Genomic DNA, 13,719 nt, shown 5'->3' on the forward strand with positions numbered 1-13,719 from the left:
GTTTCGCTTATTATTTAAAAGGCACCAAAAAGTTAAAAAGCAAACTTTTTTCATTGGCCTTGTTCGAATGTATGCTAGTTATCTTCCTAGCCCCATTGCTCTTTCCGCTTTTTTCACCATTTTAGTGGCAACTTTGTTCGCCTTTTCCGCTCCGTGATCAAGAATATCGTCTAATTCATCAGAATGAACTAGTTCATAATATCGGTCTTGGATCGGCTTTAACGCTTGAACAACAGCTGCAGCTAAATCGGATTTAAATTCTCCGTATCCTTTTCCGTGATACGTTGCTTCTAGTTCGCTGATTTCGATACCTGTACATAATGAATAAATGGTTAATAAATTCGAGACAGCTGGTTTTGTTTCTCTGTCAAAGCGTATGGTGCCTTCTGTATCTGTTACGGCACTTTTTATTTTTTTCGTAATCGTTGCTTCGTCATCTAGCATAGAGATGTAGCTTTTTGGATTAGGGTTTGATTTACTCATTTTCTTGTATGGGTCGTTTAATGACATAATTCGGGCACCAACCTTAGGGATCTTCACTTCAGGAATGGTGAAAATGTCATTGTGCTTTTTGTTAAAACGTTCAGCTAAATCACGAGTCAACTCAAGATGTTGCTTTTGGTCTTCTCCAACAGGAACGATATCAGTTTGGTATAGCAAAATATCAGCGGCCATTAATGGAGGATATGTTAGCAAGGCTGAAGATACAGCTTCTTTTCCTTCAGATTTATCTTTAAATTGTGTCATTCGTTCAAGCTCACCTATGTATGAAACACATTGCATAATCCAACCTAATTGAGCGTGTGCAGGTACTTCAGATTGGATAAATAAAGTCGATTTGTGATGATCAATTCCAACTGCTAAATATAATGCTGCTAGGCTTTTAATATTCTTTCTTAGCTGTAGGCGATCTTGTGGAACGGTAATCGCATGTTGGTCCACGATACAGAAATAACAGTTATAATCTTCCTGCATATCGACAAAGTGCTTCATCGCACCTAAATAATTTCCTAATGTTAATGTTCCGCTCGGCTGTATTCCAGAAAATACTGTTTTCATTTTGTCCATCCTTTCTATAATTCCATAAACAAATCATACCAAAACAGAGTGCAAATGCCTAGAGAGAGCTTACTTTTGTATAGGTTGTTTCATTGTTGTTTATGCTTATCTCTAAGGCGTAAAATCCATAACAGCAAATTTAAACTTATTAACGCGAAGAAGATTACGTCTACTGATAAGGAATAAAGGGAAAGAAAGATGATATAGCTAGCTAGCAGAAGGGTTGCACACATTTGGATAAGCTGTAACAATGCCATTTCAAAATCTCCTTTACTTATTTGCATGATTTCAAAAATTGGGACATACGTTTCATTATAACAGCTCAAACAAGTGAGGGGTGAGAGAATGACCTATCAAAGTAAACAGATATTTTATCGTGCTACACTCATCGTATTATTATGTGTGGTCGGTTTTATGTATAGCCAATCACAATCAACATTTCAGCAGTTAGAGGAATCTGTAGCAAACATGGTCAAACCAGGTGTTCAAATTGGACAACAAGCGAAGGAATTTTCTCTACATACGTTATCCGGTAAGAAAGTATCGCTTAACGATTATAGAGGAAAAGGAATAGTCTTACATTTTTTTGCTACTTGGTGTGCACCTTGTCAAGAGGAAATGCCTTTAATTGTCACTTTAGACGAGCGCTTGAAGAAAGCAGGTAGAGAATTAGTAGTTGTTAATTTGACAAGCCAGGAACAAAGTAAGTCTGAGGTGAAGCCGTTCCTTGATTATTTTCGAGCTTCCTTTGATCCGTTGATGGATGAAAAGGGAGATGTAATGGAACTATATGAAGTGATAGGGATACCAACGACCCTTGTTATAGATGAAGACGGAATCATTTTGGAAAGGATTAATGGGATGTTGTCAGAAGAGATGATTAACTCTGTCATTTTTAAGCAGTGACATTGTTAACATGGAAAAGGGCACCGAAAAGTTTAAACAACTTTTTAAGTGCCCATTGAAAAGGGATCTTTTCAGTAACCTTGGGCGACACCTTGCAGCTGGTCAATTTGCTGATCTAAGTGTTGGAGCTGTTTTCTCGCTTGTTCATCGCTAATTTTCCGGTAATGATGATTTCCGCCTGGCTCTTCGTCGGCTTCATCTGCTAATGCGACAACGTGTTGGAGAGGGTTTAATTGCAAGCGACCTCCAGGTAAATAGGAATCTGTATGAAAAAGAATGGCTAAAGCAATCTCCTTTGCCTTTTTCGGATGCTCTCCTAGACGTATAAGTAATTTATGAGCCCGCTCTGCCCCTTTGATAGCATGAATATCATTTTCTTTGTATAGCTCATAATCCCATTGGCCATTACGATACCACGTATAATGACCGATATCATGTAAAAATGCAGCTTTTGTTGCGGTGTCCGCGTCAACATTATATTGATGGGAAAGTTTAAACGCATGGTAGGCACAAGCGATAGCATGAGCCATGCCAGAACGCTTTACATATTTTTGCGTAATTGGATGTTCATATACATCCATTAACGTAACATGTCTCATCATATCCCTCCTTACGTTTTATTAAAAAAGTGTATTTTTTCTATTATATAGATTTACATTCTTTTTGACAAATGAAATTTTTACATTTTCGGTGGATGAAAGTGGATTTATGAAGCACGTCGTTTTCTTACGTTACACGTTTGTTTGAAAAAATACACTCCACTTTTAGATAAAGATAATACCATTGTAGACTACGCGTAAGTCATTTAAGAAAAGACTGTTACGCAGCTTTCCGTCACATTTTATGTTATAGTTAATATAGTAATGAAAGGAGTGAAACAAAAATGGCCTCCACACATACGTTTACGAAACAAGAGGAAATCGCTAATGCAATTACACATGGTTTAGGAGCACTGTTAAGTGTTGCTGGGCTTGTTTTATTAATTGTATTTTCATCGATATATGGTTCAGCCTTACACATTGTAAGTTTTACGATTTATGGTGTAACAATGCTTTTGTTATATTTATCATCCACATTAGTGCACGCTTTTCCTCCTGGGAAAGTGAAGGATTTATTTGAAATTTTTGATCATGCTTCTATTTATTTGTTTATAGCAGGTACGTATACTCCTGTTTTATTTATTGTCGTTCAAGGTGCGCTAGGTTGGACACTATTTGGTGTTATTTGGGGAGTAGCGACAATAGGTGTCATTTTTAAAGTATTCTTCGTAAAACGTTTCTTATTTTTATCTACATTATTTTATATTGCGATGGGATGGCTTGCGATTATCCCGATGAGTACGATTGTATCGACCTTATCAACAACGGGTATGATCCTGTTAGTTGCAGGTGGTGTTTGCTACACATTTGGGACGATCTTTTACGTTTGGAGAGGTTTTAAATTTCATCATGCAATTTGGCACTTATTTGTTCTTGCTGGTTCAATCCTTCATTTTTTTATGATTTTGTTCCATGTGCTTCCACTATCATAGGGTTAACGATATAGAGGGGGAAGAAGCATGTTTGTGACATTAAAGGAGCTTGCTAATTATTTGGATTTGCCTGTAGCTTATTTAGAGCAGCAAATCCAAGAAGGGAATGTGAAGGCTCATTTTGACGGGGAAAATTGGCTTGTTAATCAAGATTACTTTCAACGTCATAAAGAACAGCTTGATCAATTAAAAAAGCAGCTTTTAACAGAGCATGAATCACTTCCCGATGATTGGGATGCTAAAGATGAGGATTAGTACATAAGCTAAAGTATGACCACAAAACCAGAAAGAAATGAGTGAGACATATGGGGAAGAAATTGGTTTTTGTGCTCTTAATATTGATAATGAGCTTTGTAAATCCAATTTTTGTACAGGCTGAGCAAGAGACAAACGAACAAGCAAAAAATCATTCATTGAAGCAAATAGGAAAAGAGAGCTTGCTATTACCTGAAATGTTGCCGCGATTTCCCCTTGATTCTGGCTACGATTTCCCTTATCCAGACGATGGAGTGAGAGGCATTTATGTGACTGGTAATTCAGCTGGTGGACAACGATTTGAGACGTTGCTTGAACTCTTAAATAGCACGGATTTGAATTCAATGGTGATTGATATTAAAGATGATCATGGATATTTAACTTTTAGACCTGATGAGGATTCTCCGTACTATGATATTTCTCAGAATTTCATTGGTGATATTGAAGGTTTGATGACAACATTAGAAGAGAACAACGTGTATCCTATTGCCCGTATCGTTGTTTTTAAAGATTCTGTTTTGGCAAAAGAGAAGCCCGAATGGTCGTTTTTAGAGGATGGGCAAGTTTGGGAAAACCGACGCAGTGAATCTTTTGTTAACCCATTTTTGCAAGAGGTGTGGGATTATAATGTCGAGATTGCTGAAAAAGCAGCACAGCTCGGTTTTAAGGAAATTCAATTTGACTATGTTCGTTTTCCAGAAGGCTTTGAAAGAAGAGATGAGGATTTAGAGTATGAGGTTGGAGAATATGATGGTGAGGATGACAATGTGCAAAAGCGTGTAACAGCAGTAACGGATTTTGTTGCTTATGCGAGAGAAAGACTTTCTAAATATGATGTAGATGTATCTGTAGATATTTTCGGTTATGCGGCGACCATTAGTGAAGCGCCGGGAATTGGACAAAATTTCGCAAAAATTTCTGATAATGTTGATGTCATCTCATCGATGATTTATCCTAGTCACTGGACTCCGTATTTCGGGATAGATAAGCCAGACTTATATCCATATGAGTTAACGAAGGCATATGCGGAGGTGGAAAATGAAGTACTAGCCCAGTTGGATGATCCACCAGTATCCCGTCCATGGATTCAAGATTTTACTGCGAGCTGGTTAGGGTCGGGAAATTACATTCAGTATGGAAAAGAGGAAGTCGAGGCTCAAATACGTGCATTGTATGAAGAAGACATTAACGAATTTTTGCTTTGGAATGCCTCGAATCGATATACAGAAGGTGTCGATTATCTAAACCCGTCATGAACGAAAATTAATGAATAAACATATGCTATTAGGAAGAAACCATTGTTTGGAGCTCTAAAGGAAGTCTTTTAGAGCTCCTTTTATATAGAGCGAATAAGTGGAGTTTTTTTGGCTAATTTTGTTTAAAAATGATGTGAAAGAGGAATATACTAGTATAAATGCTTTTTGGGGGTCATAGCGATGAACTGGTATAAGAAATTAAATCAATACTTTCCAATAGAAGAGATGAAATCAAAAGAACATATGGAATTATTATTAAAGGAAAAGGCTGACATTTATTATAAAGATGAGGGACCCCATCATGTGTTGATGTATGTTGAAACGGATGATTTTGTTTTTGTGGATTACTTATTTGTATCAAAGGAAGCAAGAGGCCAAGGGTTAGGTAAGCAATTACTTCAATCATTAAAAGAGAAAAATAAGCCCATTATCCTTGAAGTTGAACCCATTGATTACGAAGATACTGATTCAAAGAAAAGGCAACGGTTTTATAATCGAGAAGGCTTTAAGCATGCTCAGTCTATCGGATATAGACGTAGATCGTTAGCAACGAATGAAATCAATGAATTAGAAATTCTTTATTGGTCTCCGACGAATGAGTCTGAGAGGAGTATTTATGAGAAAATGAGACATACGTATGAGAATATTCATACGTATAAGGATAAGGAATTGTATGGTGAGTCTTATCAGACTGTTGAAGAAGTACTTACTTACGAAGAAGAAAAGGAAAAAGTGAAGGAATAATAAAGCCCATGACAAAATGATGAAAATAATCATTCTAACTAAAATGAAAAAAATTCTCAAAAACTTTATAAACATATTTGTTTAGAAAGGAAAATCAGTTATAATAGGTTTAGGAGCTCACGCATCAGGGTAAATACTCGTGAGATAGCTATGTTGTAAAGTATGGTTTAGGATGAGACTATTGAATTAAAGTAGCTCTTCGTAGATCTCAAATTTAAATTAGATAAGGAGAGGTCGTTTGATGGTTACGTTATTGACATCACCTAGTTGTACATCATGTCGAAAAGCAAAGGCTTGGTTAGAAGAACATGATATTCCCTTCGAAGAAAGAAATATTTTCACATCACCGTTATCGGTTGAGGAAGTGAAAAATATCGTTCGCATGACAGAGGATGGAACGGATGAAATAATCTCAACACGTTCAAAAGTGTTTCAAGAACTGAATGTAGATTTAGAAACGCTGCCTCTACAAACGTTGTTTCAAATTATTAGTGACCATCCAGGTTTATTGCGTCGACCGATTATTTTTGATGAGAAGCGTCTGCAAGTTGGGTACAATGATGCTGAAATTCGTCGCTTCTTGCCTCGGAAGGTTCGCACATTTCAATTACAAGAGGCACAACGTCTCGTTAATTAATGTCTAAATGAAAGTAGCCTCACTTATACGTGAGTGAGCTACTTTCTTTTTGTTTGTGTACTTTATAAGCACCGATCCCAATTACCGCGATAATGATAAAGCACTGTATCATAATTGTAAAAACAGGATGACCGATAAATAAAGGCATAAGCATTGGCTCATGAGTAATCATTCTAGAGGCGGTAAAGGCTAATATTCCTGCCCCTATATACGTAATTATCGGGAAGCGATCAAAAGCAAGTAAAATAAGCTTACTTCCCCAAATGATAATTGGTACAGATATAATTAATCCAATCATCACTAATAGGTGATCGCCATGAGCTGCACCTGCAACGGCAATGACGTTGTCAAAGCCCATAACTAGATCGGCAATAATAATGGCACGAATAGCCTCCCAGAGATTTGCTCCCCCTTCAATCTTATGATCTCGTTCCTGCTCTGTAAGTAGGCTATATGCGATATAGATGAGTAAAGCGCCACCGATTGCAAGTAAAAATGGCACCTCTAATAATTGAACAGCAACAACGGTTAATGACATTCTTGTTAATAAGGCAAATAAGATGCCTAATATAATGGCTCGATTACGTATGGCAGGTGGTAAATGTCGGCACGCTAAAGCGACTACTATCGCATTATCACCACCGAGAATAATATCAATACCAATAATGGTTAATAACGAAATCAAAAATTCACTATCCATATATCCTTCACCCTTTTAGCAGTTCATAAATTTTAATGTTGATACATATACGTTTGAAGAGTTTATTTTTTAAAAGCTTGTCTTTTCTAAATGTATGGCTCGATATTTAATTTTATGTCTGTTAAACTAAGAGAAAGGATTTATAAGCTATAATCATGGTTAAACTCCATCTATCGTAAAAATAGGTGATAGGATTTCCATTTTTGCTCGATTTATCATAGAATAGAGTTAGAAGGGGTTCGATATTTAATCCTTTGATCCTTTTCAAATCCTTGATATGATAGAGGAACGAGCAAACTCTATTGGTAAGGAACTACTCGACTTTAGGGGGGAGAGCGAATTATGGATATTGAACGCGTGAATGAAACGACGATAAAGTTTTTTTATTACGTATAATGATATTGAGGCTCGAGGCTTTGATCGAGATGAGATCTGGTACAATCGTGAGCGTGGCGAAGAGCTCTTCTTTGAAATGATGAACGAAGCAAGTGATCGCGATGAATTTGAACTAGATGGTCCGTTATGGATTCAAGTTCATGCTTTAGATAAAGGGCTAGAAATCGTTGTAACACGAGGTCAAGTGACGGATGGAAATGTGAAGCTTGAGATTCCTGTTTCACAAGACAAGGATTCAGATGAGCAAACCGTTCTTGATTTGCTCGCAGAGGAGGAGCAACAGGAGGATGAACTAGAGCAATTAGAGATTGTCATTGGGTTCCTTGATTTTGAAGATGTGATTGCTCTAAGCCACGGTGTGATCGTTGAAGATTTAAACACCGAGCTTCATTATTTTGAAGGGACTTATTACGTTTATGTACTCTTTAATGATGAACGTTACAACGAAGATCAACAGGATGATATTTTAAGTCAAATGCTAGAGTATGGTTATGAATCTGACGTTTCTATTTATCGTATTAAAGAATACGGTAAAGAGATTGCTGCACCAGATGCTTTATTAACGATGCGCGCATCATTTGACAAGTAAGAATCCCAGTCCCAAAGGTTTACTAAGACCTTTTGGGGCTTTTTTTAAAAGAATCAGAATGGATAAGTGCATCCCATTTTAAAGGATAAGCATGAATAAAATTTAGAAGCTTGATCAATGAGGGTGTAAGCTGATTTAGAGAAGGACATCGGCTTCGTTCGTTACACGCTTTGTAGAAGTTTAGTACGACGCAATTAAGAAAAGATGCTAACGTTTTCTTAAAAGATAAGTGAGGATAGTTTAAATATCCATTTTAGGAGAGTATGATGAAAACTCGATTAAATGTATTTATTTTTTTATCATTATTATATCAGCTTTATATATAACTAGGTCGTATTGGGAAGGTTGGATTGTTGGTGTTATTAGTGTTGCTTTTACATTATCTGTTGTTTTCATTGCAGTGGTGATCTTCTTTGAAAATCGACATCCGACAAAAACACTAACTTGGCTTCTTGTTTTAGCGGCATTTCCAATTTTTGGTTTCTTCTTCTATTTATTATTTGGTCAAAATCATCGAAAAAACCGAACCTTTTTTAGAAAGGCTGTAAAGGACGAGGAAGTATTTCAAACGATTGAGGGAGAACGAACATTAAATAAAGAACAGATGGACAAAATGGGGGAGCACCAACAGCTTTTGTTTCAATTAGCTCACAAACTTGGGAAAAACCCAGTTTCGTTTGCGAGTGAAACAAAGGTATTGACTGATGGTAAGGAAACTTTTACTCATATTTTGCAATCGTTAAAGCTTGCGGAGCATCATATTCATTTAGAGTATTATATCGTTAGACACGATAAAATTGGTCAAGAGATTAAAGAAATTTTAATTGAAAAGGCAAAGGAAGGAGTAGAGGTTCGTTTTCTTTATGATGCTGTTGGAAGTTGGGCGCTTTCACGTGCTTATATAGAAGAATTACGTGCTGGTGGTGTTGAAGTTGAGGCATTTTCACCAGTTCGATTTCCTGTGTTAAACCATAAGATTAATTACCGTAATCATCGGAAAATTATTGTCATTGATGGGGTAATTGGTTTTGTTGGTGGTTTGAATATAGGTGATGAGTATTTAGGAAGACACTCATATTTTGGCTTGTGGAGAGATACCCACCTTTATGTAAAAGGGGAGTCAGTTAGAACATTACAGCTTATTTTCCTTCAAGATTGGTATTATGTCACGAATCAAGCGATTGTGAATCCTACTTACTTACCTCCTATTTCACCTTATCAAAAAGGTGATGGGGGCGTGCAAATGATCGCAAGTGGACCAGATTCGAGATGGGAAATTAATAAAAAACTCTTTTTCTCAATGATTACATCAGCGAAGAAGTCCATTTGGATTGCGAGTCCTTATTTTATACCAGATGATGATATTTTAAGTGCGGTTAAAATTGCCGCTTTAAGTGGTATCGATGTTAGAATTCTCGTTCCCAATCGTCCAGATAAGCGAATCGTTTTTCATGCTTCACGCTCGTATTTTCCAGAGTTACTTGAAGCAGGAGTTGATATTTATGAGTACAAACGAGGCTTTTTACATAGTAAAATTCTCATCGTTGATCATGAAATTGCCTCAATTGGTACGTCTAACATGGATATGAGAAGCTTCCATTTGAATTTTGAAGTGAATGCCTTTTTATACCGAACAAAAAGTGTGAATAAGCTAGTGAGCGATTTTATTTATGATTTCGAGCATTCTACAAGGTTAGATCAACACTCTTTCAAGCAACGTTCCATTTTTTACAAAATGATTGAATCGACATCTCGACTGCTGTCGCCGTTGTTGTAATGATAAGGCTCGACAAAAGTGATTTAATAAATGAGAATCCGAACAATTTACACAGCCATGCAAATAAACTGCTCTTGAAATACTGCCTCTTTTTCATTAATTTTGAAAAGAGGCAGGTAATTTTGTGAAAAAAGAAGGAGAAACATAGAGGTACGTCGAAATAATTTCTTTATACTCGAATGGAGGTGGGAAATGTTTACTGCTGCATTATCAAATGGAACGATCATCTCGCTTGTCGATGATTGGCCATTACAAGAATTGAAAGAACTCCGTAAAAAAGATCAGTTTTATTGCCCCGTTTGTGAAAAACCCGTCGTCTTAAAGCTAGGACGAAAAAACCACTCTCATTTTGCCCATCACTCTAAGCAAGGCTGCTCCTATTTACCAGAACATGAAACAAACTATCATTTAACAGGGAAACGAGATTTGTATAATTGGTTAAAAAAGCAAAATGTTCCGGTTAAAATGGAATATTATCTCCCGATCATTAAGCAACGACCAGATTTATTATTTCGTCTACAAAACAAGCTGTATGCTTTAGAGTATCAATGCTCAACGATTCCGCTGGATCTTATTGAGAAGCGAACGGAAGGATACTTACAGCAAGGGATTATACCAGTCTGGATACTTGGGGGAAACAGGTTGAAAAGGAGAGGGCAGTATCATTTTACGTTACAAGCATTTGAGTGGTTCGCTTCTATTGAACAACTTACGTCCAAGCGAGTGATCGTATATTATTGTCCTGAAACAAAAGCAGTTAGTCATTTACACCATATTACTCCATACTCAACAACGAAAGTATTAGCCACCTATAATGAAGGTCCTCTAATTGACACCAAAATTGAAACGGCACTGCACCCACATTTTAAATCATCCCAATTGTTGCAACAATGGTTAACCATTAAGAAGCATTGGCGCTACCAAATTCCGCACCCTTATCCTCAACTAATCGAACGGTATTTCCGTCAGCTCATTTATAAGCATCGTTTATCCCCAAGTCTGTTTCCAATTGAAGCAGGATGGCCTACATCAAATTGTGAGCTTCTTGAAACACCGACCTACATTTGGCAAACTTTTCTCCTACTTGAATGCTTTCAATATCAACCATTAAACCAACCCTTTAACAAGAATATCGTCATTCAATGTATGCATGGGCTTATTCGAAATAGACTTTTTTCACAACGTAATCTTTTAGATACTAAGCCGTGGACTTTCAGTATAGATGGTTATCTAGATTGGTTAGTTAAGGTTCGTTATTTACAAAGGCTAGATTCTACAAGTGATCAATATATACGTATACGAGATTCAATCAATCCGAAAACCTCCTCACAAGCTATTCAATTAGATCATAAGTGTATGCTTCGCGTTATCGAACAAAATCCATTATACTTGAATTCTAAAATGAAAGAGGAATTAAACTAAGAAAGTCGAATAGGATGAAGGGAATCTAAATGGAGGTGCTGTGAAATGAGTAAAGCCGTTAAGAAGCGTGAAGAGATACCAGTTGAAAAAACGTGGGATTTAGAAGCAATTTATGCGTCAAGCGAAGAATGGGAAGCATCCTTTCAATCAATTAAGTCAAAGCTTCCAGAACTGCAAAAAGGAAAAGGGACATTAGGAGATTCACCGGCTTCATTATTAGCTGTTCTTCAGAAGAGTAATGAGATAACAGAAGAATTAGGTAAATTATATACGTATGCTCACATGCGATATGATCAGGATACGACCAACTCAATATACCAAGGGTTAAATGATCGAGCGATGGCCTTAGCTGCAGAGGTGTCACAAACGGCTTCATATATAGTACCTGAATTGTTATCTCTTGAGGAAGAAACGATTTATGCCTTTTTAGAACAAGAAGAACGTTTACAACTATATAAGCAAATGTTTGCTGAATTGAACGAAGAGAGAGAGCATGTTTTATCTGAATCGGAGGAATCCATTTTAGCACAAGCTAGTGAAGCGATTAATAGCTCAAGTCAAACATTTGGCATGCTTAATAACGCTGATATGAAATTTCCGGAAATTACAGATGACAATGGAGATAAGGTTGAAGTCACTCATGGTCGTTATTTAACGTTTCTAGAAAGCAGTAATCGTCGTGTGCGTGAAGAAGCGTTTAAGGCGGTTTATGAAACGTATGGTAAATTTAAAAATACGTTTGCTTCGACATTATCTGGTCAGGTGAAAAGGAATCGCTTCTATGCGAAGGTTCGTAAGTATGATTCCGCTCGTCAAGCGGCACTAAGCAAAAACCACATTCCAGAGGTCGTTTATGACCAGTTAGTAGAGTCAGTTAATAAAAGATTAGATTTACTGCATCGCTATGTACGACTTCGGAAAAAGGTGTTAGGTGTCGAGGAGCTACATATGTATGACTTATATACACCGCTCGTTTCGGATGTCGAGATGGAAATTTCATATGAAGAGGCAAAAGAACTCGTTGCTAAAGGGGCTGAGCCACTTGGTGAAGAGTATGTATCGATTTTAAAGGAAGGGTTTGAAAAGCGCTGGGTTGATGTAGAAGAAAATGTCGGGAAGCGAAGTGGAGCCTATTCTTCTGGTGCATATGGAACGATGCCATACATTTTAATGAATTGGCAGGATAACGTGAATAATTTGTTTACGCTTGCCCATGAATTTGGTCATAGTATGCATAGTTACTACACACGAGAAAATCAACCGTATGTATATGGGGATTATACAATCTTTGTTGCAGAAGTGGCCTCAACTGTCAATGAGGCTTTGTTGAATGATTATTTAGTAAAAGAGACAGATGACCGAAAGAAAAAGTTATATTTATTAAATCATTTTCTAGAAGGCTTTAGAGGAACCGTTTTCCGTCAAACGATGTTCGCTGAGTTCGAGCAACTCATTCATGAAAAGTCTGCTCAAGGAGAAGCACTCACACCTGAGCTTTTGTCTGATTTATATTATGGTTTAAATAAGAAGTATTTCGGTGACGAACTTACCATTGACAAGGAAATTGCCCTTGAATGGGCTCGTATTCCACACTTTTATTATAATTTCTATGTGTATCAGTACGCAACAGGCTATAGTGCAGCAGCGGCTTTATCAAAGCAAATTTTAGAGGAAGGTGAGCCAGCTGTTAAGAGGTATATTGAATTTTTGAAGGCTGGTAGTTCCGATTATCCGATAGAAGTTTTGAAAAATGCAGGAGTTGATATGACATCTTCTCAGCCGATTGATCAAGCACTTGATGTGTTTGAGGAGACATTAACGGAAATGGAGCAGCTATTATCAGAAGGTTAGGCTCGTTAGTGTAATAAGCCAGCGATCGTCAGGATCGCTGGCTTATACTGTAGACAAAACACCTTTGAGAATCATTTCTCAAAGGTGTTTTTGTAGTTGTATAGTGAATTTCTGGAGATGACACTGTACCATTTCCAGTTGCATTCGCTTATCTTCCAACTTTATTAATGGCTCCGCTCGTTGCGCGCCTTCCTATGAGAAACTCACTCATTTCAAGGCTTTCAAAATCGGGCAACGGCTACGCGCATTACTTAAAGGCCACTGCGAATCCACAGGCATAGCCGGTTAGTTCCACGCCCGCCTGCGGAAAGCGTTAAATTTAAAAGCCTTTAAAGCGCTTTTGGCTTGATAATGGTGAAAGAGTTAATACAATAGATATAAATAGGAGGGGAGCTGAAATCCATATCGGAAATACTTTCATAATCGAAAGCAATAAGAAATAGAAACTAATTATAATAAATGGAATTCCTATAAGTAATTTTAAACGATTCAACGCTAGTCATCCTCCTCAAAAGAGTACCTTACAAATACGATATGCTAAAAGGTGAAAGATAGAAGTTAAGAAAAAGCATGAATGCTGCAGACCGTAGACAAAA

At 37.1% G+C, this 13,719-nt stretch carries 14 protein-coding genes and 1 pseudogene; 10 read left to right on the plus strand and 5 right to left on the minus strand.

Going from position 1 to position 13,719, the window contains the following annotated elements:
• Positions 1–78: 78 nt before the first annotated feature.
• On the minus strand, positions 79–1,059 hold the full coding sequence (trpS, locus tag JCM9152_RS12190) for a tryptophan--tRNA ligase (RefSeq protein ID WP_035344585.1): 981 nt from the start codon (positions 1,057–1,059) through the stop codon (positions 79–81).
• Between the two features lie 89 nt (positions 1,060–1,148).
• Positions 1,149–1,316: a hypothetical protein gene (locus tag JCM9152_RS22655; protein ID WP_156314994.1), complete on the minus strand. Its 168-nt coding sequence runs from the start codon at positions 1,314–1,316 to the stop codon at positions 1,149–1,151.
• Positions 1,317–1,404: 88 nt separating this feature from the next.
• Between JCM9152_RS22655 and JCM9152_RS12195 the strand changes: the two genes are divergently transcribed.
• Positions 1,405–1,965, plus strand: coding sequence for a TlpA disulfide reductase family protein (locus JCM9152_RS12195; protein ID WP_035344587.1), 561 nt, complete (start codon positions 1,405–1,407; stop codon positions 1,963–1,965).
• Positions 1,966–2,036: 71 nt separating this feature from the next.
• Here the strand turns inward: JCM9152_RS12195 and JCM9152_RS12200 are convergent, their stop codons facing one another.
• On the minus strand, positions 2,037–2,564 hold the full coding sequence (locus JCM9152_RS12200; RefSeq protein WP_035344589.1) for an HD domain-containing protein: 528 nt from the start codon (positions 2,562–2,564) through the stop codon (positions 2,037–2,039).
• Between the two features lie 284 nt (positions 2,565–2,848).
• Between JCM9152_RS12200 and trhA the strand changes: the two genes are divergently transcribed.
• The 5 genes from trhA (at position 2,849) to spxA (ending at position 6,388) form a co-directional block, all read left to right on the plus strand.
• A complete protein-coding gene (gene trhA / locus JCM9152_RS12205) occupies positions 2,849–3,496 on the plus strand; it encodes a PAQR family membrane homeostasis protein TrhA (protein ID WP_035344591.1) in 648 nt (215 codons plus the stop codon).
• A gap of 27 nt (positions 3,497–3,523) precedes the next feature.
• Positions 3,524–3,751: an excisionase family DNA-binding protein gene (locus tag JCM9152_RS12210; RefSeq protein WP_035344593.1), complete on the plus strand. Its 228-nt coding sequence runs from the start codon at positions 3,524–3,526 to the stop codon at positions 3,749–3,751.
• Between the two features lie 50 nt (positions 3,752–3,801).
• Positions 3,802–5,007 (plus strand): putative glycoside hydrolase, encoded by a 1,206-nt coding sequence (locus tag JCM9152_RS12215; RefSeq protein ID WP_035344595.1) that lies wholly within the window; start codon positions 3,802–3,804, stop codon positions 5,005–5,007.
• A gap of 180 nt (positions 5,008–5,187) precedes the next feature.
• Positions 5,188–5,751, plus strand: a complete 564-nt coding sequence (locus JCM9152_RS12220) for a GNAT family N-acetyltransferase (RefSeq protein WP_035344597.1) — start codon at positions 5,188–5,190, stop codon at positions 5,749–5,751.
• 241 nt (positions 5,752–5,992) lie between these two features.
• On the plus strand, positions 5,993–6,388 hold the full coding sequence (gene spxA, locus JCM9152_RS12225; RefSeq protein ID WP_035344599.1) for a transcriptional regulator SpxA: 396 nt from the start codon (positions 5,993–5,995) through the stop codon (positions 6,386–6,388).
• Between the two features lie 19 nt (positions 6,389–6,407).
• On the opposite strand, the gene JCM9152_RS12230 is transcribed toward spxA, so the two are convergent.
• Positions 6,408–7,088 (minus strand): TerC family protein, encoded by a 681-nt coding sequence (locus tag JCM9152_RS12230; protein WP_035344601.1) that lies wholly within the window; start codon positions 7,086–7,088, stop codon positions 6,408–6,410.
• A gap of 342 nt (positions 7,089–7,430) precedes the next feature.
• On the opposite strand from JCM9152_RS12230, the pseudogene mecA reads away from it, so the two are divergent.
• From mecA to pepF, 4 genes and pseudogenes are all read left to right on the plus strand, one after another.
• Positions 7,431–8,073: pseudogene (gene mecA, locus JCM9152_RS12235) on the plus strand (adaptor protein MecA).
• Positions 8,074–8,476: 403 nt separating this feature from the next.
• Entirely contained in the window at positions 8,477–9,850 is a 1,374-nt protein-coding gene (gene cls / locus JCM9152_RS12240) for a cardiolipin synthase (protein WP_439644206.1), read from the plus strand.
• Between the two features lie 192 nt (positions 9,851–10,042).
• Positions 10,043–11,272 (plus strand): competence protein CoiA, encoded by a 1,230-nt coding sequence (locus tag JCM9152_RS12245; RefSeq protein ID WP_052015903.1) that lies wholly within the window; start codon positions 10,043–10,045, stop codon positions 11,270–11,272.
• Positions 11,273–11,317: 45 nt separating this feature from the next.
• Positions 11,318–13,123 carry an oligoendopeptidase F gene (gene pepF, locus JCM9152_RS12250; RefSeq protein WP_035344603.1) on the plus strand — a complete coding sequence of 602 codons (1,806 nt, stop codon included), beginning with the start codon at positions 11,318–11,320 and terminating at the stop codon, positions 13,121–13,123.
• A gap of 319 nt (positions 13,124–13,442) precedes the next feature.
• Here the strand turns inward: pepF and JCM9152_RS22840 are convergent, their stop codons facing one another.
• The gene (locus tag JCM9152_RS22840) at positions 13,443–13,616 is read right to left on the minus strand and encodes a hypothetical protein (protein ID WP_162831725.1); all 174 of its coding nucleotides are present in this window, start codon (positions 13,614–13,616) and stop codon (positions 13,443–13,445) included.
• Positions 13,617–13,719 lie beyond the last annotated feature (103 nt).

This window comes from Halalkalibacter hemicellulosilyticusJCM 9152 (genome assembly GCF_000513115.1).
In the GTDB taxonomy this organism is placed as follows: domain Bacteria; phylum Bacillota; class Bacilli; order Bacillales; family Bacillaceae_D; genus Halalkalibacter; species Halalkalibacter hemicellulosilyticus.